Origin of the sequence: Olsenella sp. An293, assembly GCF_002159495.1 — a bacterium.
Lineage (GTDB): Bacteria > Actinomycetota > Coriobacteriia > Coriobacteriales > Atopobiaceae > Thermophilibacter.
The window spans coordinates 13,889-34,778 of sequence record NZ_NFIT01000013.1 but is presented as its reverse complement, the minus strand read 5'-3'; the positions used below and the strand labels follow the sequence as shown (position 1 = coordinate 34,778).

General features: G+C 66.6%; 21 protein-coding genes and 6 tRNA genes. 21 read left to right on the top strand and 6 right to left on the bottom strand.

The window, feature by feature from the left end; genetic code table 11:
* The first annotated feature begins 1 nt into the window (after position 1).
* From B5F85_RS08735 to B5F85_RS08725, 3 genes are read left to right on the top strand one after another with little or no spacing between them, the layout of a single operon-like run.
* The gene (locus B5F85_RS08735) at positions 2-1,159 is read left to right on the top strand and encodes a branched-chain amino acid ABC transporter permease (protein ID WP_087316408.1); all 1,158 of its coding nucleotides are present in this window, start codon (positions 2-4) and stop codon (positions 1,157-1,159) included.
* Positions 1,152-2,021, top strand: coding sequence for an ABC transporter ATP-binding protein (locus tag B5F85_RS08730; protein WP_087316406.1), 870 nt, complete (start codon positions 1,152-1,154; stop codon positions 2,019-2,021). The genes B5F85_RS08735 and B5F85_RS08730 overlap by 8 nt, the downstream gene beginning before the upstream one ends.
* 1 nt (position 2,022) lies before the next feature.
* Positions 2,023-2,730, top strand: coding sequence for an ABC transporter ATP-binding protein (locus B5F85_RS08725; protein ID WP_087316403.1), 708 nt, complete (start codon positions 2,023-2,025; stop codon positions 2,728-2,730).
* A 268-nt stretch (positions 2,731-2,998) separates the two neighbouring features.
* Here B5F85_RS08725 and thrB read toward each other — a convergent pair whose 3' ends face one another.
* On the bottom strand, positions 2,999-3,910 hold the full coding sequence (gene thrB / locus B5F85_RS08720) for a homoserine kinase (protein ID WP_239386816.1): 912 nt from the start codon (positions 3,908-3,910) through the stop codon (positions 2,999-3,001).
* Positions 3,907-5,391 (bottom strand): threonine synthase, encoded by a 1,485-nt coding sequence (gene thrC / locus B5F85_RS08715; RefSeq protein WP_087316401.1) that lies wholly within the window; start codon positions 5,389-5,391, stop codon positions 3,907-3,909. The genes thrB and thrC overlap by 4 nt, the downstream gene beginning before the upstream one ends.
* Positions 5,392-5,502: 111 nt before the next feature.
* Here thrC and B5F85_RS08710 point away from each other — a divergent pair, with 111 nt between their 5' ends.
* The 3 genes from B5F85_RS08710 to B5F85_RS08700 all read left to right on the top strand — a co-directional run bounded on the left by B5F85_RS08710 (position 5,503) and on the right by B5F85_RS08700 (position 9,161).
* Positions 5,503-6,624, top strand: coding sequence for a homoserine dehydrogenase (locus B5F85_RS08710; RefSeq protein ID WP_087316399.1), 1,122 nt, complete (start codon positions 5,503-5,505; stop codon positions 6,622-6,624).
* 121 nt (positions 6,625-6,745) lie between these two features.
* The gene (locus B5F85_RS08705; protein WP_087316398.1) at positions 6,746-8,077 is read left to right on the top strand and encodes an aspartate kinase; all 1,332 of its coding nucleotides are present in this window, start codon (positions 6,746-6,748) and stop codon (positions 8,075-8,077) included.
* 67 nt (positions 8,078-8,144) lie between these two features.
* Positions 8,145-9,161 carry an aspartate-semialdehyde dehydrogenase gene (locus tag B5F85_RS08700; RefSeq protein WP_087316396.1) on the top strand — a complete coding sequence of 339 codons (1,017 nt, stop codon included), beginning with the start codon at positions 8,145-8,147 and terminating at the stop codon, positions 9,159-9,161.
* A 284-nt stretch (positions 9,162-9,445) separates the two neighbouring features.
* Here B5F85_RS08700 and B5F85_RS10700 read toward each other — a convergent pair whose 3' ends face one another.
* On the bottom strand, positions 9,446-10,519 hold the full coding sequence (locus B5F85_RS10700; protein ID WP_158094592.1) for a M20/M25/M40 family metallo-hydrolase: 1,074 nt from the start codon (positions 10,517-10,519) through the stop codon (positions 9,446-9,448).
* A gap of 205 nt (positions 10,520-10,724) precedes the next feature.
* Between B5F85_RS10700 and B5F85_RS10695 the strand changes: the two genes are divergently transcribed.
* From B5F85_RS10695 to B5F85_RS08635, 13 genes are all read left to right on the top strand, one after another.
* Positions 10,725-11,219: a hypothetical protein gene (locus B5F85_RS10695; protein WP_158094591.1), complete on the top strand. Its 495-nt coding sequence runs from the start codon at positions 10,725-10,727 to the stop codon at positions 11,217-11,219.
* A gap of 5 nt (positions 11,220-11,224) precedes the next feature.
* The gene (locus B5F85_RS08690; protein ID WP_087316392.1) at positions 11,225-11,716 is read left to right on the top strand and encodes a hypothetical protein; all 492 of its coding nucleotides are present in this window, start codon (positions 11,225-11,227) and stop codon (positions 11,714-11,716) included.
* A gap of 107 nt (positions 11,717-11,823) precedes the next feature.
* The gene (locus B5F85_RS08685) at positions 11,824-12,573 is read left to right on the top strand and encodes a Fic family protein (RefSeq protein WP_158094590.1); all 750 of its coding nucleotides are present in this window, start codon (positions 11,824-11,826) and stop codon (positions 12,571-12,573) included.
* A 2-nt stretch (positions 12,574-12,575) separates the two neighbouring features.
* Complete coding sequence (locus tag B5F85_RS08680) at positions 12,576-12,803, top strand: hypothetical protein (RefSeq protein ID WP_087316389.1); 228 nt, start codon at positions 12,576-12,578, stop codon at positions 12,801-12,803.
* A gap of 115 nt (positions 12,804-12,918) precedes the next feature.
* A tRNA-His gene (locus tag B5F85_RS08675) sits at positions 12,919-12,994 on the top strand.
* A gap of 13 nt (positions 12,995-13,007) precedes the next feature.
* Positions 13,008-13,083 (top strand) — tRNA-Lys (locus B5F85_RS08670).
* A 4-nt stretch (positions 13,084-13,087) separates the two neighbouring features.
* Positions 13,088-13,163 (top strand) — tRNA-Lys (locus B5F85_RS08665).
* 60 nt (positions 13,164-13,223) lie between these two features.
* A complete protein-coding gene (locus B5F85_RS08660; protein ID WP_087316387.1) occupies positions 13,224-14,024 on the top strand; it encodes a DNA/RNA non-specific endonuclease in 801 nt (266 codons plus the stop codon).
* A 5-nt stretch (positions 14,025-14,029) separates the two neighbouring features.
* The gene (locus tag B5F85_RS08655) at positions 14,030-14,617 is read left to right on the top strand and encodes an NUDIX hydrolase (RefSeq protein ID WP_087316385.1); all 588 of its coding nucleotides are present in this window, start codon (positions 14,030-14,032) and stop codon (positions 14,615-14,617) included.
* Positions 14,618-14,638: 21 nt separating this feature from the next.
* Positions 14,639-14,715, top strand: a tRNA-Arg gene (locus tag B5F85_RS08650).
* Positions 14,716-14,866: 151 nt separating this feature from the next.
* A complete protein-coding gene (locus B5F85_RS08645; protein ID WP_087316383.1) occupies positions 14,867-15,865 on the top strand; it encodes a 1-phosphofructokinase family hexose kinase in 999 nt (332 codons plus the stop codon).
* Between the two features lie 96 nt (positions 15,866-15,961).
* The gene (gene ptsP, locus B5F85_RS08640) at positions 15,962-17,665 is read left to right on the top strand and encodes a phosphoenolpyruvate--protein phosphotransferase (protein ID WP_087316382.1); all 1,704 of its coding nucleotides are present in this window, start codon (positions 15,962-15,964) and stop codon (positions 17,663-17,665) included.
* A gap of 157 nt (positions 17,666-17,822) precedes the next feature.
* Positions 17,823-18,578: a transposase gene (locus B5F85_RS08635; RefSeq protein ID WP_158094589.1), complete on the top strand. Its 756-nt coding sequence runs from the start codon at positions 17,823-17,825 to the stop codon at positions 18,576-18,578.
* Positions 18,579-18,637: 59 nt separating this feature from the next.
* Here B5F85_RS08635 and B5F85_RS08630 read toward each other — a convergent pair whose 3' ends face one another.
* Positions 18,638-19,561, bottom strand: coding sequence for a diacylglycerol kinase family protein (locus B5F85_RS08630; protein WP_087316378.1), 924 nt, complete (start codon positions 19,559-19,561; stop codon positions 18,638-18,640).
* Positions 19,562-19,623: 62 nt separating this feature from the next.
* Entirely contained in the window at positions 19,624-20,085 is a 462-nt protein-coding gene (locus B5F85_RS08625; RefSeq protein WP_087316377.1) for a hypothetical protein, read from the bottom strand.
* 143 nt (positions 20,086-20,228) lie between these two features.
* Here B5F85_RS08625 and B5F85_RS08620 point away from each other — a divergent pair.
* Positions 20,229-20,305, top strand: a tRNA-Pro gene (locus tag B5F85_RS08620).
* A gap of 5 nt (positions 20,306-20,310) precedes the next feature.
* A tRNA-Gly gene (locus B5F85_RS08615) sits at positions 20,311-20,384 on the top strand.
* Between the two features lie 223 nt (positions 20,385-20,607).
* Here the strand turns inward: B5F85_RS08615 and B5F85_RS08610 are convergent.
* The gene (locus tag B5F85_RS08610) at positions 20,608-20,790 is read right to left on the bottom strand and encodes a hypothetical protein (RefSeq protein WP_087316375.1); all 183 of its coding nucleotides are present in this window, start codon (positions 20,788-20,790) and stop codon (positions 20,608-20,610) included.
* Positions 20,791-20,890 lie beyond the last annotated feature (100 nt).

The following is a 20,890-nucleotide window of genomic DNA, read 5'->3' as shown; positions in this document are numbered from 1 at the left end:
CATGGAAGAAGAGGTCATGACCGAGAAGCGCCCCATCATCTCCGCCGGGGGCGGCCCGCGCCGCGAGGGCGCGGCGCGCAAGACGCTTCCGATGCCGGTCCGCTACGCCATCAACGCCGTGGTCGTTCTCGTCCTTCTCGTCTTGGGCGAGCTCATGATCGACGGCGGGGCCATCAACCGCTATCAGTCCACGGTGCTCGAGCAGGTGGGCATCTACATCATCCTCGCCGTCTCGCTCAACATCGCCACGGGCTACCTGGGCCAGCTGCCGCTCGGCCACGCGGGCTTCATGTCGATGGGCGCCTACGGCTGCTCGATCTTCATCATCCGCATGAGCGAGGCCCTCGGCGTCGGCGCCCGCGACTTCGTGACCGGCACGCCGATGGCGCTCGTCCTCGTACTCGGCGGCCTGGTGGTCGGTGGCGTCTGCGCCGCCGTCGCCGGCATCGTCATCGGCATCCCGGCGCTTCGCCTCAAGGGCGACTACCTCGCCATCATCACGCTCGCCTTCGCCGAGATCATCCGCGTGGTCATGCTCAACATCGACGACGTCGTGGGCTTTGACCTCACGGGCGGCGCCGCGGGCCTCACGGGCATCCCCGGCTACTCGAGCTTCCTGCTCGTCTTTGGCTGCGTCGCGGTGGTGTGCTTCCTCACGCACACGATGATGAAGTCCCGCCACGGCCGCGCCATCCTGGCCATCCGCGACAACGAGATCGCGGCCGAGGCCTCGGGCGTCAACACCACCTATTACAAGACGCTCGCCTTCGTCGTGTCGGCGTTTTTCGCCGGCGTCGCGGGCGGCCTCTATGCCGGGTGCGTCGGCGTCCTGCAGCCCGCCGTCTTCGGCTTCATGAAGTCCATCGAGATCCTCGTCATGGTGGTTCTCGGCGGCATGGGATCGATGCTCGGCTCAGCGCTCTCCGCCACCGTGCTCACGATCCTGCCCGAGGCGCTGCGCGCCTTCTCCGAGTACCGCATGATCGCCTACGCCATCGTCCTCATCCTCGTGATGATCTTCCGTCCCCAGGGTCTTCTCGGCTCCTATGACTTCTCGCTCTCTCGCATCATCGAGCGCGTCATGAACCGCGACTTCCCGTGGGCGCGTCGCGCCGAGAAGGACGAGCCTGCCGCTAAGGAGGTGAGCGCCGATGCCTAGCGAGAAGAACGAGAGGGGCGCGAAGAAGCGCCGCCCGGTCCTCGTCCAGGTCGAGACCCCCAACCTCATCCCCGAGCGCGACCTCGGCACCATCCCGGTGCTGCAGGCCGAGCACCTGGGCATCGACTTCGGCGGCCTCACCGCCGTGGACGACTTCAACATCGCCATGGGTCGCACGGAGATCTCCGGCCTGATCGGCCCCAACGGCGCCGGCAAGACCACGATCTTCAACCTGCTGACAAACGTCTACAAGCCGACGCGCGGCACCGTGCTCATCGACGGCTACGACACGGCCGGCAAGTCCGTCGCCGAGGTCAACCGCATGGGCATCGCGCGCACGTTCCAGAACATCCGCCTCTTCTCCAAGATGACGGTCGAGGAGAACGTGCTCGTGGGCTTTGGCAACACCATGAGGACGCACCTGATCACCGACATGCTGCGCCTGCCGGGCCATTGGAAGCAGGAGGCCGAGTTCCGCGATCGGGCGCTCGAGCTGCTCGACATCTTCGACATGCGCAAGTACGCGGACACGCTCGCCGGCAACCTCCCGTATGGCGCCCAGAGGCGCCTCGAGATCCTGCGCGCCCTCGCGACGGGGCCCAAGGTGCTGCTGCTCGACGAGCCCGCGGCCGGCATGAACCCGGCCGAGACCGAGGAGCTCATGGAGAACATCCAGAAGATCCGCGACGAGCTCAAGATCGCCATCCTGCTCATCGAGCACGACATGTCGCTCGTCATGGGCGTCTGTGAGGTCGTGGGCGTGCTGGACTACGGCAAGATCATCGCCAAGGGCACGCCCGAGCAGATCCAGAACGACTCGCGCGTCATCGAGGCGTATCTCGGCAAGCAGGAGGTGAAGTAACATGGCGCTTCTCTCCGTGCGCGACCTGCACGTCTCCTACGGTGCCATCAAGGCGGTCCGCGGCATCTCGTTTGACATCAACGAGGGCGAGATCGTCACGCTCATCGGCGCCAACGGCGCCGGCAAGTCCACGACGCTCAACACCGTCGCGGGGCTGATCAAGCCCGAGAGCGGCTCGATCGAGCTCGAGGGCCAGTCGATCGTCGGGCTGCACGCCCACAAGGTCGTCCAGCGCGGGCTTGCGCTGTGCCCCGAGGGCAGGCGCGTGTTCACGCAGATGAGCGTCGCCGAGAATCTCGAGATGGGCGGCTACACCCGCTCCGACGCCGAGAACCGCGAAACGCTCGAGAAGGTCTACGCGCACTTCCCGCGCCTCAAGGAGCGTCGCAACCAGGTTGCGGGCACCCTCTCCGGCGGCGAGCAGCAGATGCTCGCGATGGGCCGCGCCCTCATGAGCAAGCCGCGCCTGCTCATGCTCGACGAGCCCTCCATGGGCCTCGCGCCGATCCTGGTCCAGGAGATCTTCGACATCGTCAAGCAGCTCAACGCCGCGGGCACCACGATTCTTCTCGTGGAGCAGAACGCCAACATGGCGCTCTCCGTTGCGGACCGCGCCTACGTCCTCGAGATCGGAACGATCAAGAAGACCGGCACGGGCGCCGAGCTTCTCGTCGACGACGACGTCCGCAAGGCCTATCTCGGCGGGTAGGGGAGCCGCGGGCGTCAAACATCGTGTACCTGGGCGGCGGCTCGCCGTCGCCCTCGTCTCAGGCGGCGGGCCACCCTCCCGGGCCCGCCGCCTCTCTTGTCCCGGTTAATGTGCGGCTATCGGACGCTTTACGAGCACAAACCGTCCGGAATCCACACGTTGGTTGAATGGATGCGAGAACCGGACGGTCTGGCAGCTGAAATCGTCCGGAATCCGCACGTCGATTGATTGGGTGCGGAAAACAACGGGTTGGGCGAGAAGGACCTCGCTAGTGCACCTCGACGGTGGTGCCCAGGGTGTTGGCCGGAAGGGTCTGCAGCCAGAAGTCGGGTCGCTCGGCGCGCAGGGCGTCGGCGACCCGCGCGGCCGTCTCGTCGACGTCGGCGACGGCAAGCATCGTGGAGCCGGAGCCCGAGATCATGTACGCGCAGGCTCCCGCGGCGAGGGCCGCCTCGCGCAGCGGCTCGTAGTCGGGGATGAGCTTGGCTCGGTAGGGCTCGTGGAGCCGGTCGTGGCAGGCGGCTGCGAGCAGCGCCGCGTCGCCGAGCTCAAGCGCCCGGACCACGGCCACGCAGCGGCCCATCTGCCACACGGCCGTCTCGCGCGTCACCTCGGTCGGCAGGACCCGACGCGCCTCGGCGGTGCGCACCTCGTAAGGGGGCGCCACGGCGACGAAGCGCAGGTTGCCCGCGACGTCCATGCGCGTCGAGGTGGTCTGCCCCCGCTCGTCCACAAACGAGCTCACAAGACCGCCGAGAAGGGCGGGCGCCACGTTGTCGGGGTGCCCCTCGATGGCCACGGCGAGCTCGAGCGCCCGGGCGCGGTCGAAACCCTCGGGCGAGAGCGCCATGGCGGCCCCGATGCCGGCGATGACGCAGGCCGAGCTCGAGCCGAGGCCGCCCGAGAGCGGGATGGGCGAGAGGATCGTGATGTGGAGCGGCCGCGCCTGCGTGCCCAGGCGCTCGCAGGCGTCGAGGTAGCTCTGCCAGACGAGGTTGTCCTCGCCGCGAAAGCGCTGCTCGCAGCCTTCGATCTCGAGACGGTCGGAGGGCGTCATGAGAAACGTCGCCGTGAGGTCGAGCGCGATGCCCAGGCAGTCGAAGCCCACGCCGACGTTGGCACTCGTCGCCGGGACGCGGACGATGACCATGGGCCGCTCGCGGCCGTCCGCTCCGATCACAGGAACACCCTCGCACAGGCGGACTCAACAAAGGCGCCCATGCGCTCGCGGTCACAGACGTCGTCGTGGAGCACCTCCCCGGCGCGCAGGCCCGAGAGCTGCGTCGGGGCGGTCGTGCCCGTCAGTCGCTCGAGGGCGTCCATGCAGGCGAAGCCGTTCATGCCGTCGGTCACCTCGCCGAGCGCGGCGAGGACGTCGGAGGAGAACTTGTAGGGGCTCGCGGTAGAGAGGCACACGCGCTCGGTGCCGTCGGCGGGGACGGAGTCGAGCACGTGCTTTGCCACGGCGGTGTGCGGGTCGATGAGGACGTCGAGCTCGCGCCAGGTGTCGCGGATGGTCTCGCGCGTGTCCTCGTCGTCGGCGCGGCCGCACGAGAAGGTCGAGCGGATCTCGTCCATCACGGCCGCGGGAACGGTGTATGCGCCCTTCTCGGCGAGCTCGCCCATGAGCGACGCCACGAGCTCGCAGTCTCCGTCGGAGGCAAAGTAGAGCAGGCGCTCGAGGTTGGAGGACACGAGGATGTCCATCGAGGGCGAGATCGTCTTGTGGAAGTCACGCCGGCGGTCGTAGGTGCCGGTGGTGAGGAAGTCCGTGAGGACGTCGTTGGCGTTGGACGCCACGACGAGGCGCCGCACGGGCAGCCCCAGCCGCTTGGCGTAGTAGCCGGCGAGCACGTCGCCGAAGTTGCCGGTGGGGACGCAGAAGGTCACCTCGTCGCCCATCGCGACGGCGCCCCGGCGCACGAGCTGGGCGTAGGAGTCAAAGTAGTAGGTGACCTGCGGGGCGAGGCGGCCCACGTTGATGGAGTTGGCGCTCGAGAGGACCACGTCGCGCTCGGCGAGCCGGCCGGCGAGCGCGCGGTCGGCGAAGATGCGCTTGACCTCGCCCTGGCAGTCGTCGAAGGTGCCGCGCACCGCGCACACGGCCACGTTGCCCCCGAGCTGGGTCACCATCTGCAGGCGCTGGATGTCGGAGACCTTGCCGTCGGGGTAGAAGACGGTGACGCCGGTGCCCTCCACGCCCGCGAAGCCGTCGAGGGCCGCCTTGCCGGTGTCGCCGGAGGTGGCGGTGACGATCATGATCTTGCGCCCGTCGCCCGCGCGCGCCACGCTCATGAGGCGGGGCAACATCTGCAGCGCGACGTCCTTGAAGGCGCAGGTGGGGCCGTGGTAGAGCTCGAGCAGCCAGTCGGTGCCGAGCGGGGTGAGCGGGCAGACCGCCTCGCAGTCCCACTGCGCGCCGTAGGCCGCGTCGACGCAGCCGGCGAGCTCGTCGGCCGCGTAGTCGGGAAGGAGCGTGCCGAGCACGAGGCGCGCGGTGTCGTGGAAGCCCTGCTCGCACACGCCCGCGAGGTCCAGGGTCTTCTCGCCGAGCCCGTCGCTCACGTAGAGGCCGCCGTCCGGTGCGATGCCGGTGAGAATTGCTTGCTTGCTTGTTACGGAATCATCAGCCGAGCGCGTGCTGTGGTAGAACGTGGTCACGGTTGCTCCTTGCGTCGGGCCCAGGGGCTCTTGTCCCCCTCGATGCAAGTATGATAGCCGCATGCCGCCCGTCCGCGGTTGCCTGACACAGACTCGAAAGATTGGACGCACATGAAGATCGCCCTTCTCGGCTACGGCACGGTCGGCCGCGGCGTGGACGAGATCATCTCCTCGCGCGTGCCTCAGGTCGAGGTCTCCCGCATCCTCGAGCTGCCCGACCGCCTGAGCGACCCCCGCATGACCTCGAGCTTCGAGGACATCGTCTCCGACCCCGACGTCGAGCTCGTCGTCGAGTGCATGGGCGGCGTCGAGCCCGCGCACACCTATCTCATGGCGGCGCTCGCGGCGGGCAAGCACGTGGTCACCTCCAACAAGGCCGTCGTCGCCGCGCACCTCTCCGAGTTCGCTGCCGCCGCGCAGGTCGCGGGCGCGGGGCTTTACATCGAGGCCTCCGTGGGCGGCGGCATCCCCTGGATCGCCGGCATCGAGAAGGCGCGCCGCGTCGACGAGGTCACGTCGTTCATGGGCATCATGAACGGCACGACCAACTACATCGTCGACGCCATGCGCCGTGACGGCGCCGACTTCGACGAGGTGCTCGCGCGCGCCCAGGAGCTCGGCTACGCCGAGCGCGACCCCTCGGCCGACGTCGACGGCATCGACGTCCTCAACAAGACCATCATCACGGCCTCCGTGGCCTTTGACGTCGCGTGCGAGAAGAACCTCCCCGCGACGGGCATCCGCAACCTGCGCCTCTCCGACCTCGAGCTGTTCGCCGCTCACGGCCGCACGGTCAAGCTCCTCGGCCGCGGGGTGTCTCGCGACGGCGGCTACGCGGCCGCCGTTGAGCCGGTCGCCGTGGCGACCGACTCGCTCGAGGCCAACGTCCCCTCGAACTTCAACCTCGTGACGCTCGACGCCACGACGGTGGGCGAGCTCAAGTTCTACGGCCAGGGGGCGGGCAGCCTCCCCACCGGCAACGCGATCGTCCAGGACGTGCTCGACTGCGCCACGGGCGCCCGCCGGCCCGTCTACGACTTCTCCCGCGGCCTGGCCTACGAGCCGTCGCTCCTGCGCGCCGACTACGTCTACCGCACCGCGGCGCAGGTCGGCGGCGAGTCCTACGCCGAGGGCGCCGTGCTCGTGCGCGGGCTCACCGCCGAGGCGGCGCGCGCCCTTCTCGACCAGGCGCTCGAGTCCGACCCCACCACGTTCATGGCGGCCCTTAGTTGACAATGACGTCAGGTTACATTGTCAACCTTGACAATGACGTCAGGTTACATTGTCAACCTTGACAATGACGTCAGGTTACCTTGTCAACCTTGACAGCTTGCCCTCAGGAAGGATTTCTCGCATGATCAAGATCGCAAAGTTCGGCGGCTCCTCGGTCGCCTCGGCGGAGCAGTTCCGCAAGGTCAAGGCCATCGTCGAGGCCGACCCCGACCGCCGCTTCGTCGTGGTGTCCGCGGCGGGCAAGCGCTTCTCGGCCGACAACAAGATCACCGACCTTCTGCTGCTCGTGAACGCGCACGTACAGTATCACGTCGACTGCACGTCGCTTCTCGCCGACATCGAGCAGCGCTTCCTCGACATCGCCGAGGAGCTCGGGCTCAAGTGGCCCGTCCACGAGAAGTTCGAGCTCTTCGCCAAGAACATCAAGAAGCACTCGCCCGAGTACGTCGTCGCGCGCGGCGAGTGGTTCACCGCCCACCTCATGGCCGAGTATCTCGGCATGCCCTTCGTGGACGCCGCCGACGTCATTGTCTTCCACCACAACGGCGAGGTCGACATGGAGCGCACCGCGTCTCGCCTCAAGGACGTGATGGTGCGCCAGGGCTCCTTCGTGCTCCCCGGCTTCTACGGCGCGACCGTCGACGGCCAGATCAAGCTCTTCCAGCGCGGCGGCGGCGACATCACGGGCGCCATCCTCGCCCGCTGCATCGACGCCGGCCTCTATGAGAACTGGACCGACGTGTCCGGCTTCCTCTCCGCCGACCCGCGCATCGTCGAGCACCCGCGCTCGATCCGCCGCATCACCTTCGACGAGATGCGCGAGCTCTCCTACATGGGGGCGTCGGTCCTCCAGGAGGAGGCCATCTTCCCGGTGCGCGAGGTCAACATCCCCATCCAGATCAAGAACACCAACCGTCCCCAGGACGAGGGCACGATCATCCGCGAGAAGGCGCGCATCGGCGAGGACGAGCACCTCATCACCGGCATCGCCGGCAAGCGCGACTTCATCTCCGTGCACGTGAAGAAGGCTCACATGTCGGGCGAGGTCGGCTTCGTGCGGCGGGCGCTCTCCGTCTTCGAGCGCTACGGCATCTCGGTGGAGCACATCCCCACGGGCGTCGACTCGTTCTCCGTGGTGGTCAACGGAGCCGACGTGCGCGACTCCATCTACTCGATCGTGACCGACATCCGCCGCGAGCTCGAGCCCGACGACATCACGATGGTGGACAAGCTCGCGCTGATCTCCGTCGTCGGCCGCAACATGTCCAAGCGCTCGGGCACCTCCGGGAAGATCTTCGGGGCGCTCGGCGACGCGGGCGTCAACATCCGCATGATCACCCAGAGCTCTCAGGAGATCTCGATCATCATGGGCGTCAACAACGACGACTTCGAGCGCGCCATCCAGGTGATCTACGACCGCTTCGTCCGCGACGAGATGGTCACCGCCAGCTGATTCTGTTAATTGGGGACAGTCCCCAATTAACAGGCCGCCCCAGGGCGGAGACAGAGAGGAAACGCCAATGAGCGAGAAGAACGTTGCCATCCTCGGCGCCACCGGCGTCGTCGGCCAGCAGATGCTCCAGTGCCTCGAGGAGCGCGACTTCCCCGTCTCGAGCCTCGTGCCGCTCGCGAGCGAGCGCTCCGTGGCGGCCGGCCGCACCGTGACCTTCCGCGGCGAGGAGGTCCCCGTGCGTCTTGCCGAGCCGGACGCCTTCGAGGGCGTCGACATCGTCCTCGGCGCTGCCGACGACGCCACGGCCCGCGCCCTTCTGCCCGAGGCCGTCCGCCGAGGCGCCGTGTGCGTGGACAACTCCCATGCCTTCCGCCTCGAGCCCGACGTGCCGCTCGTGGTGCCCGAGGTCAACGCCGGCGACATCGCTGCGCACAACGGCATCATCGCCAACCCCAACTGCGCCACGATCATCGGCCTCGTGCCGGTGTGGCCGCTTCACCAGGCCGCGGGCCTTACGCGCCTCGTCGTCTCCACCTACCAGGCCGCCTCGGGCGCGGGCCTGCCGGGCCTGCTCGAGCTCGAGCGCGAGATCCGCTGCGTCGCCGCCGGCGAGGAGGTGGGGGAGAGCAAGCCCTTCCAGTACCAGCTCGCCGAGAACCTCATCCCGCAGATCGGCGGCTTCAATGAGGTGGGCTACACCTCCGAGGAGATGAAGATGCAAAACGAGGGGCGCAAGATCATGCACCTGCCCGAGCTGCGCGTGAACTGCACGTGCGTGCGCGTGCCGGTGGTCCGCTCCCACTCCGAGTCCATCACCGCCGAGTTCGAGCGCCCGCTCTCGGTCGAGGAGGCGCGCGCCCTGCTCGAGGCCGCCCCGGGCGTGAAGGTCGTCGACGACCCCGCCGCGAGCCGCTACCCCATGCCGCTCGAGACCTCCGACCAGGACCTCGTGTGGGTGGGCCGCCTGAGGCGTGACCTCTCGGCCCCCGACGGCGTGAGCTCGCTCACGTTCTGGTGCTGCGGCGACCAGATCCGCAAGGGCGCGGCGACCAACGCCGTCCAGATCGCCGAGTACCTGGTGTAGGGGCGTGGGCCGAGGTTCTTCTCGGTACCTTGGAACCGTCCGGAACGCCTGTCCTCTTGGGGGCGTGCGGGTTTAGGACGGTTTCTCGTTGTGGGGTGTCCGGATTCCGCACGTCCTTCTCGTACGTGCGGGTTTAGGACGGTCTGAGATCGAAAAACGTCCGGTAGCCGCATGTGGTTCTTGAAGGTGCGGATTCCGGACGGTTTGGGGAGGAAAAACGTCCGGACCCCGCACCTGCTCTGGGCACGTGCGGGGTCCGGACGCCTTGTCGAGAAGAACCTCCCCTAGAGGCTCGCCAGCACCTCGCCGGTCATCCGCTCGGCCACTGCCACGGCGATCTGCGCCGCGGCGCGCACGTCCTCGAGGCGGCAGACCGAGGTCCCCGCGTGGATGTAGCGGCAGGGGATGCCGGCGACCACGCTCGGGACGTCGAGCTGGTGGATGACGCCGCCGTTGGTTCCGCCGCCCTCGCGCACGGAGGTCTGCGCGGGCAGGCCCTCCTCGGCCGCCGCGCCCAGGACGAAGCGCTGGTAGCGGGGGTGCGTGATCATGCAGCAGTCGTAGTAGCGAAACATCGGCCCGCTGCCCAGCGCCGCTCCCACCTCGTCGGCTGGCGTGAAGGTGTCGTCGGCCGGGCAGCCCTCGAAGAGATAGGCCGCCGCGGGCGAGAAGTGCCTCACCGCAGCCGCCACGCCGCGCTCGCCGACCTCCTCCTGGGAGGAGACTGACGCGACGACGTCCACCGGGAGGTCGTCGCGGCCAGCGAGCTCGCGCAGGGCGAGAAGCATCGCGCACACGCCAGCGCGGCAGTCGAACGCCTTGCCAAAGGCCACGCCGGTCTCGACGTCATAGGAGAAGGTGGTGTCCGGAACGAAGGGCTCTCCCATCCCCATGCGGAAGCGCTCGAGCGCCTCCTCGCGCGAGCGGGCCCCCACGTCGAGGATCATGCCGGCCTTGCCCGCGGCCCGCTCCGCCTCGGTCCAGAAGTGGGGCGGCTTGACGCCAATGACGCCGCGCACCCAGGAGCCGTCCGTGGCGCGCACCCACACGCCCTGGCCTGCGAGCGTGCCCGGAGAGAAGCGCCCGAGCTCGACGAAGCTCATGGTGCCGTTTGAGAGGACGGCCTTGACCATGCCGCCGACCTCGTCTCCGTGGGCGTCGAGCATGAGCACGGGCTTCTCGCCGGTGAAGTTGTTGGGCGTGATGAGCCCGTCGCGCAGCGTGTTCTCCTCGAGGCTCGCCCAGCCCGCGCAGAACTCGCGCGCCACGGCGAGCGTCTCCTCCTCGAAGCCGGAGGGCGCCTTCGCGTTCGAGAGCGCGCCAAGAAGCGCGGCGATCTCGTCGTTGGTGACGTTCATGGGAATCCCTTCTGTCGGTCTTGCCGACCCGACAGTATAGACCCTACGTTGCTGCCTTATCGAATTCTCACCCGACCAGCTTGGGTATAGTCCCCTCATTGAGATCATGACCCTGACGTGATGGGGAGATGATGCTTTATGCGCAACGTCATGTCCGAGTGGGCGGCGTGGGGAAGCCTCGCTGAGGAGCAGCTCGTTCAAGGAAATGCCGGCCATTCTCAAGAAGTGCTCGAGCGAGGAGCAAGAGGAACAGGTCAAGAACATCCTCTTCACCAATATCCTCATGCAGCAGCAAGGGGATCGAGTGCGCTTTGTCCGACCGATGAAGCTCGTGCTCGAGAGTGACAGCGCGGAGGACTTCATCGATCGCGAGAGAGACCTGACCGCAGAGGTCTGCGAGCGCCTGGCGACCCACGAGGGAAACGTCGAGGACGCAATCCGCGAGATCAGGGCAGACGAGGAGTTGGCTCGGCAGCTGCAACAGACGATGGATTCCGCCACGAGGGAGGCGAAGAGGCAGCGCGCCATCGGCTCTCCTGCCGAGGCCATCAAAAAGGCGCTCAAGGATCTCGACCAGGTCGAAGAGGGAATCTTTGGAGAGCTTGGGGCGGAGGAGATCCGCGACGTCAGGGCGGCGCTCATGAGGCTCGGTGCACGGTTCGATCAGATTGACCGTGCCATCAGGCGAGCGGAGGGGTAGCCGGCATGCGGGCAAGGGTCTCATACGATGATGGCCAGCTCCTTCTCGAACTCATCGACGCTCCCATGGAGGAGCGCACACGCATTCTCCGGGACTTCAGGGTCGGAACCCTCGAGGTTCTCGTGACCAATCCGCACACGCTTGCCGAGTCGGTCTCGCTTCACATGTCATGTCACGATGCGGTTTACTTTGAGTACAGCTATAACTTGGTCCACCTGCTCCAGTCAAAGGACAGAATCAGCCGTTTGGGCCTGCCCGATGACCAATACACCCAGTATCACTTCATGCAGAGCGTCTTCCCGGGAGGCGAGGGCGAGGGCTGGTCGCTCGATCGCAACATCTATGAGCGTCTTGGCGAGAAGGAGCAGGTCATGCTCGACGCCATCGACCACGGAGTCCTTGAGTCCGGCTCGACGGACGAGCGCGATCGGGAGATCATCTTTCGCGGGCTCTTCGACGATGGCGAGAATGTCAATGACGATAGAAGGGGCCAATGAGTCATTGCCCCTCCGCCGAACAGGGCGTGCCGATGGCGGAGCCGAGCTCGCCCGGCACCGGCGCGGTGGCTACGATGTTGTCAGGCAACCGAGACGGGAGGTGGCTCATGGCCAACGTTCTGAAGGAGCGCTACGACGCGCTCGTCGCCACCTGGGTGGCACTTCCGGAGGAGCGGCGCGAGGCGCTTCTGCGCGAGTTCGTCGTTGACTACGTCTATAACTCCGAGAAGATCGAGAACGAGAGCCTCGAGTTCTCGGTCGTGAGGGACATCGTCGAGATGGACCAGGTGAGCGGCTACTCCGGAGAGCTGGACGTGCTCGTGGAGACCCGCAACCTCAAGCTGTCCTGGGACCTCGCCCGCGTCAAGCTCGTCGAGGACCCCTGCCTCTCCGAGGAGCTCATCCAGCAGGCCCAGGAGCTCGTCACCATGGGGGCCTACGGCGAGAGGCTCCTGCTCGCCGGCGAGCGCCCCGGCACCTTCAAGCTCGAAAACTACGTGGGCGGCCCCGCTCAGGTCGGGCTTCCCTCCGTCGAGGTGCCGCGCGCGGTGGGCATCCTGGCCGACGACGTCAACACGGAGCTCGAGAAGGGCAAGCGCTCGCTCACGATCGCGGCATACCTCCACGCCCGCCTCTTCGAGATCCACCCCTTCGCGGACGGCAACGGCCGCACCGCGCGGCTGCTCATGAACGGGGTGCTGCTCGCCATGGGCATGCCGCCCATCGTGATCCGCGCGCAGGACCACGCGACCTACCACGCCGCGCTCGACCTCTTCCACCTGGAGGGCGACCTCAGCCCCTTCCGGCGCTTCCTGAGAAACGAGACGCTGCTCACCTGGGAGGGCCTGCTGGACTAGCCATGGCGGGAAACCCCTACGACTTCAACCGCGACGGACGCTGGTCGACGCCGGAGCGCGCCTTCACGCACTACGGCATCCACGGGGAGCTGCGCCGCGCGGACGAGATTCGGGGCTCTGGCCCAGGCGGCGGGGGAGGGTCGTGCCTTGCCGGGTGTGCCGGGTCGCTCGTTTTTCTCGGCGCCCTGTTCTTGATCTTCCGGGCGCTCCTCTCGTGCTCCGCGGGGTAGGCGGCCCGCGTGCGCCCGGCGCGTGGAGAGAATCCGAATCCGTCCAAAAAAGTCCTTGCATCGACTCGGACGGGCGTGCATAATAATCGAGCTGCCTGAAGAGGTTCGCGAAATGGTGGGTGTAGCTCAGTTGGTAGAGCGACGGACTGTGGCTCCGTAGGTCGAGGGTTCGAGACCCTTCGCCCACCCCATTTAATCGAATACGGATCGTTAGCTCAGCTGGTAGAGCAGGGGACTCTTAATCCCAAGGTCCAGGGTTCGAACCCCTGACGATCCACCATTTTGGATCGTTAGCTCAGCTGGTAGAGCAGGGGACTCTTAATCCCAAGGTCCAGGGTTCGAACCCCTGACGATCCACCACGATAGCTTCGGCCGGGCACCTGTTGGGCGTCCGGCCGTTTTTCTTACGCAGGAGGACTCATGGCCTACGTCAAGGGCAGGGGCGGCAACGAGGGCGCCCGACGTCCGCGCAGCAAGCCTGCCGCGCTTCTCGGCGCACTCGTCGCGGCGCTCATCGTCGCAGGGCTCTCCGGGGCGCTGCCGAGCATCCAGCGCGCGCTCTCGCCCGAGCCGCAGCGCCTCTCGCAGCGCCAGGACGCCTACAGCGAGTGGAGCTTCGAGGAGTACCCCGAGTACTATCGCGTCGTCGGGTCCGCCGTCGTGGACGTGGAGCTCGAGCCTGGCGAGGCGCGCTACGAGGGGCTCGACGCGCTCGGTCGCACCGGCCGCGCCGTCGCGCTCGTCACCTACGACATGATGCGCGAGGGCAGCGACCGCGAGCGCGAGGACATCCACGAGATCCATCCCTCCGGCTGGGGCCACAACCGCGAGGTCGACATCAAGATGCCCGGCGAGAAGACCTATCACGGCGCCCTCTTCAACCGCAGCCACCTGCTCGCCAAGTCCCTCGGCGGCGACGACGCCGCGTACAACCTTATCACCGGCACCCGTCCGCAGAACGTGGGCGACAACCGCGGCCAGGACGGCGGCATGGCCTACACCGAGGGCATCGCGCGCGACTGGCTCTGGGACAACCCCGACGGCACGGTATTCTACTCCGCGACGCCCGTCTACGAGGGCGACGAGCTGCTCGCCCGCAGCGTCATCGTCGACGTCCGCTCCTCCGACGGCGAGCTCGACCTCGAGGTCGAGGTCTTCAACACCGCATACGGGTTCGACATCGACTACGCGACGGGCGAGTTTTCCGTCGTGGGGGAGTGAGGGACATGGCCGAGAAGAGCGAGGGGCTCGAGAAGGTCCGGCGCGCGCTCGAGCTCGACCCGGCGCTCGTGGAGCGCGTCGTGAGCTCTGAGCGCGAGTGGGAGGGCAAGATCTTTGCCGTCGAGCACCTGCGGGTGGAGCTCTCCGACGGCTCGCTCGACTGGCGCGAGGTCGTCCGCCATCACGGCGGGGCGGGCGTGGTGGCCGTGATGGGCGGCCGCGTGTGCCTGGTGCGGCAGCATCGCGTGGCGCTGGGCTGCATGACGCTCGAGATCCCGGCCGGCAAGGTGGACCCCGACGAGGCGCGCGACGTCTGCGCCGCCCGCGAGCTCACCGAGGAGACCGGCCTTGTCGCCGAGCGGCTCGAGCTGCTCACGGAGTCCTACGGGGCCCCGGGATTCACCAACGAGCACACCTCGGTCTACTTCGCCCACGGGCTCACCCAGGGCAGCGCCCGCCTCGACGAGGGCGAGTTCCTGAACGTGGTGTGGGTGCCGGTGGCCGACGCCGTCGAGGCCATCCGCCAGGGGCTCATCCAGGACGCCAAGACCGTCGAGGGCATTCTCGCCGCCAAGGCCTTTGGTATGCTCTAAAATGCTTAGCGCACGTCTGCCGCGCCCTTAGCTCAGTTGGATAGAGCCGCGGACTTCTAATCCGAAGGTCGGGGGTTCGAATCCCTCAGGGCGCACCAAGAAGCATGCGGGCCGGGCACCGGCAGCTCGGTGTCCGGCCCGATTCGTGCCTCTGGCCGCAGAGACGTGTGCGCTCGCGTATTTCTGCGCGTAGCGCCAGCCACATGCGGCATACTTGACAAGTGTCCTTGCCGTTGGAAGGAGCGCACGTTGATTTACACCATGACGTTGAACCCCGCCCTCGACTATGTCATGCACCCCCTGACGCTCGACATGGGCTTCACCAACCGCTCCTCCAACGAGGAGCTGCACTGCGGAGGCAACGGCATCAACATCGCCACGATCCTGAACGAGCTCGAGACCCCGAGCATCGCCATGGGCATCGCCGCTGGCTTCACGGGGGACTACCTCCTTCGCCGCCTGCAGGAGAAGGGCATCGCGAGCAACTTCGTCCTTCTCGACCGCGGCTACACGCGCATCAACGTCAAGCTCAACGGCATCGTCATGACGATGGTCAACGGCATGGGCCCCAAGATCCCCGAGAAGAAGGTCGACGAGCTCCTCGAGCGCATGGACGTCGTCACCGCCGGGGACACGCTCGTCCTCACGGGCTCCATCCCCAACACCCTTCCCGAGGACATGTACTCCCAGATCATGCGCCGCCTCGGCGGGCGCGGCATCCAGTTCGTCGTCGACGCCCCGGGCCAGCTGCTCATGGAGGCCCTCGAGATGCACCCGTTCCTCATCAAGCCCAACAACCACGAGGTCGGCCGCATCTACGGCGTCAACATCGAGGAGCCCGAGGAGTGCATGCCCTACGCGCACAAGCTCCAGGAGGCCGGCGCGCGCAACGTCATCATCTCCTGCGGCGGGCACGGGTCGCTGCTGCTCGACGAGAACGGCGCCGAGCACGTGGTCCCCACCGCGCGCATCAAGCTCGTCAACGCCACGGGCGCCGGCGACTCCATGGTCGGCGGCTTCCTCTCCCAGGTCACCCGCGGCGTCGACTACGAGACGGCGCTCATCTTTGCCTCCGCCTGTGGCACCGCCACGGCGGCGAGCAAGGGAATCGCCAAGCGTTCCACGATCGACCGCGTCGTCACGGCGCTCTACAAGAAGATGGGTCGCGCGATCCCCGGCACCATCGCGCGTGACATCCAGGCCAACAAGGACCGAGAGGCCGCAGCCGCGGCCGCCGAGGGGAAGTAGCGCCTGGGTCGTTCGGGCTTCCCGTCCCCGGTCCGCCGTGGGACGTGAGCGATGTTGGGATACGGCCGCCCCGGCGGCCCGAAGGTAGGGGGTAACATGTACGAGGGAGTCAACGCATCTGACGGCATCGGCATCGGCGTCGCGCGCGTCGCCGTCGAGCCCGACCTGAGCTTCACGCCGCACAAGCCCGACGATGCGGGTGACGAGAAGCAGCGCTATGCCGCCGCCGTCGCCAAGTTCATCGAGCAGACCAACGCCCAGATCGAGCGCATGACGCAGACCGTGGGCGAGGAGGCCGCCGCCATCATGGGCGCCCACATCGAGTTTGCCGAGGACGAGGGCATCCAGGAGATGGTCAACGGCTCCATCGAGTCCGGCATGTGCGCCGAGCAGGCCGTCTCCGAGGCCTATGACATGTACTACAACATGTTCTCCAACATGGAGGACGAGCTGTTCCGCGAGCGCGCCGCCGACGTCGCCGACGTCAAGACCGGTCTTCTCGCCGACCTGCTGGGCAAGGAGGTCGTCGACCTCTCCACGCTGCCCGAGAACTCCGTCGTCGTCGTGCACGAGCTCACGCCGTCCATGACCGCGGACATCGACAAGGACAACGTCGCCGCCATCGTCACCGAGACCGGCGGCCGCACCTCCCACTCCGCGATCATCGCGCGCGCCCTCGAGATTCCCGCCGTGCTCTCCGTGGCCGACGTCACGAAGAACATCAAGAGCGGCGACATGGTCATCGTCGACGGCTCCCGCGGCCGCGTGCTCGTCAACCCCGCCGACAACGACCTCGCGCACTATCGCACCAAGGCCAAGCAGTTCGCCGAGGAGAAGCAGGCGCTCGAGGCCTATCGCGGCAAGCCCACGATCACCGGCGACGGCGAGAAGGTCCTTCTCGTCGCCAACATCGGCAACCCGGAAGACGCCAACGTCGCGTCCGAGCACGACTGCGAGGGCGTCGGCCTCTTCCGCTCCGAGTTCCTGTTCATGGACGCCAAGGAGCTCCCGAGCGAGGACGAGCAGTTCGCCGCGTACCAGAAGGTCGCGCTGCGCATGAAGGACCAGCCGGTCATCATCCGCACGCTCGACGTGGGCGGCGACAAGGAGATCCCGTACATGAATCTCCAGAAGGAGGAGAACCCCTTCATGGGGTACCGTGCGGTGCGCTACTGCCTGAACAACCCCGACCAGTACAAGGTCCAGCTCACGGCGCTGCTGCGCGCCTCCGCCTTTGGCGACATCAAGATCATGGTGCCGCTGGTCACCAACATTGACGAGATTCGCCAGGTCAAGGCGCTCGTCGAGGAGTGCAAGGCCGATCTTGACGCCCGCGGCGTGGCCTACAACAAGGAGATCGAGATCGGCACCATGATCGAGACGCCCGCCGCGTCGCTGATCGCCGACGACCTCGCCGCCGAGTGCGACTTCTTCTCCATCGGCACCAACGACCTCATCGGCTACACGATGTGTGCCGACCGCGGCAACGACAAGGTCGGCTACCTCTACGAGGTCTACCAGCCCGCCGTTCTGCGCTCGCTCAAGCGCATCATCGAGGAGGGTAACAAGGCCGGCATCATGGTCGGCATGTGCGGCGAGGCCGCGGCCGACCCGCTGCTGATCCCGGTGCTGATCTCGTTTGGCCTGGGCGAGTTCTCCGTGTCCGCCCCGTCGATCCTGCGCACGCGCCGCATCATCTCCGAGTGGACCAAGGCCGAGGCCGACGCCCTGACCGAGAAGGTCATGAAGCTCAAGACCGTCACCGAGGTCAAGGCCATGCTCCAGGCCGCCGCCCGCTAACTGCACGTTGGGGACAGTCCCCAATTTGCTGCACGTTGGGGACAGTCCCCAATTAACACAAAAGTTTGATGCCGCTCGCCGAACCGCCGGCGGGCGGCATCGTTTTGTGCTCGCCGGGTTGGGTATGAATCTCCGCACGCTGTCGATTGGGGGAGACATGCCGAGGGGACCGAGGAAGCTGTCGGAGCTGGGGTTTTACCACATCATCATGAAAGGCGCGGGAAACCAGGTCATCTTCGAGGACGACGCCGACTATGAGGCGTTCCTTCAGGTGCTGAGACGCGCGCGGGAGAAGTACTCGGTTTCTGTCTTGGCATGGTGCCTCATGAGCAACCACGTGCACCTTCTTGTGGACGATTCAAAGGGGGAGCTGAGTTCTTTCGTGCACCTCGTGACGACAACGTACGCGCGTCATTTCAATGATCGTTGGGGGCACGTGGGCCATGTGTTTTCGTCGCGCTTCACGAGCGTCGCCGTTCAGTCAGACGAACAGCTGCTCGTGACGATGAGGTACATCATCTGCAATCCGAGCAAGGCGGGGCTGTCGGAACCCGGCGCATATAGGTGGAGCAGCTATTCCGAGTACCTCGGAACCCCAGATATATCCGAGACGGGCCTGATTCTGGAAATGGTCGGAGGCGTGCCCGGATTCTGCCGGTTTATCGATGACCCTGAAGCCGCCCCTTATTACCCGAGGACTTCGGTGAGAGTTCCGGACGAGGACGCGATCGAAGCGGCAGCCGCTGCGATCTGGCCGGAGTCTCTCGATAGCCTGAAGACGATGGAACCGCAGAGGCGTGCGACCCATCTGCACCGTCTCGCCGAGGCGGGCCTCTCTCTGAAGCAGATTGGGAGGCTAACGGGGCTCGGCCGCTATGTCATCGAAAAGGCAATACATCAAAATTGTGTGTGAATTGGGGACAGTCCCCAACGTGCAGCAAATTGGGGACTGTCCCCAACGTGCTGGTCGGATTAGCAGACGACGCGGAGGGCGTGGGGGATGACGTCGATCTCGAAATGCGTGCCCACGAGCCGCTCGCCGTCGACCTGACAGGGCGGCTCTGCTGAGAAGTCGACGGTCGCGTGACGGAAGCGCCGCATCCTGACCGCACCGGTGAGCGCGTGCCTGCCCCAGCGAGCCAGCCCAAAGAGCGCCAGGAAGTGGGGGATCGAGGGGCGCCGCACGTTGTAGCACACGTCGAGCAGGCCGTCACGGGGATCTGCGTCGGGGCAGACCCTGAATCCGCCGCCATAGGTCGGCCCCACCTGCACGGCGAAGATGAGCGCGCTGAGGGCGAGTGGCTCGTCATCGTCAAAGCGCGCGGTGCAGGGATAGCCCGCGTGCGCGCGAGAGATGACCTTGAGGCCGGAGGTGATGAAGAGCGCCTCGCCCTCTTGTGAGGTCTCGGCGGCGCGCCGCTCGGTCGTGTCGATCGCGATCGCGGCGTCGAGGCCAAAGGAGAGCGTCTCCATGAAGTGAGTGCCGTTGACGCGCCCGACCTCCAGCTCGCGCGCCCGCCCGCGGACGAGACGCACGAAGGCGCCCTCGACGTCGTTTTTGGGCATGTCGAGCGTCCGCGCGTAGTCGTTGCCGGAGCCGAGCGGGATGACGCCGAGCTGAGGGCGCCTCTGGGTGGGCAGCCCCATGAGGCCGTTCACGACCTCGTGGATGACGCCGTCGCCGCCGAGCGCGAGGACCGTGTCAAACCCCGCCGCCCCCGCGGCGATGTCGACGGCGTCCCCGGGCCCCTCGGTGAGGCGAACCTCGTAGCCGCGCGTCGCGGAGGAAAAGCTGTTGAGAAAATGCCGCGCAAAGTCGGCACCCGCGGCGCCCTTGCCGCTGTGGGCGGCGGGGTTGGCGATCAGGAGCGTGCGTCCGAGCGGCGATTCGGCCATGCGGGACCCTTCTCGAGGTTCTTCTCGCCTCGATTGTACGTCACGCGGCGTCGAGTCCGGCACTAGGCCGAAGCGCCGTCAACTGGCCCAAGATAGACCTTGTTCTCCGCGACGAGGAGGGGATAGCCCACGTAGGGGAGAAGGACGAGGCCGACCGCATAGGCATAGCTTGGCGCCGCTCCAAAGGCGCGCGCCAGACGCTCGCTCACCACGAGCTGCGTCACGAACCAGAGCGCGAGGAAAAGCGCCGCGAGCCACTGCGACTCGTAGTAGCGCCCCAGGCCGAGAAGGACCGAGAGGAGCTGGGCGGCGCTCGCGATGGACGCGACCACGCACAGGGCGCGATTGCCTGAGTCGCCCGAGCAGACCTCCCAGGTCGAGAAGACCGGGATGATGGCGGCCCAGCGCCGCCTGCCCATCTTCCCGAGGACGACCCACCTGCCGGCGATCGTGCTCAGCATGAGGATGACGATCGCCGGGACCCACAGCATCGCAAGGGAGTCGACGAGAAACTGGCCGTCCATCTTGCCTCCTTCCTGCGGTTACTGTGCTTTATACCCTTGTGCGGGAGGCTCAGACGCCTTGTCTTGCGTCTGTAAATTGGGGACAGTCCCCAATTAACAGATTGCCCGACCGGCGACGCTCGCCTATACTTAGCACTTGCGACCGGGGCGTGGCGCAGCTTGGTAGCGCATCTGCTTTGGGAGCAGAGGGTCGCTGGTTCGAATCCAGTCGCCCCGACCACGCACGCGGGTGTGGTTCAATGGTAGAACCTCAGCCTTCCAAGCTGATGACGCGGGTTCGATTCCCGTCACCCGCTCCAGACAAAACGGCAGGTCAAACCTACAAAATGGTTTGACCTGTTTTCTTTTATCAATTTTATGCGCAATGACGATGCGCAAAAAATGCGCAATATAGGCGTGATTGACCTCAGCGATAGACGCACGTCGCCCGTTCGCACCTCCCCCCGTCGCGTCAGGGGAGAGGGAGATATTGCAGACGGGGCGGACTCGCACGCGGGCATGGCCCGGACTTTTAGACTCCCCCTATCCCCTGCGCGCCCTGCGCAACAGCTCCTCCGTCACCTCGTCAAACTCGCGCCGCCACGCCTCCACCTTCTCTGGCGGTGCTTCGAGCTTGCCGCGACGCGCCCTGCCCAGCTTGCCTATGAGGAAGCAGTTGCGGCGTTGCAGCGCCTCCGTGCTCATGGTCGCGTAGTCCTTGCCCACGCCTCGCCCCTCTCTGAGCCTCTGAGCGCCGTTTCTAGGCCCGTTCCCAGCGCCTCGGTACCCGAAGTGCCGGGAACGAGAGAAGGACGCCCCACGGCGG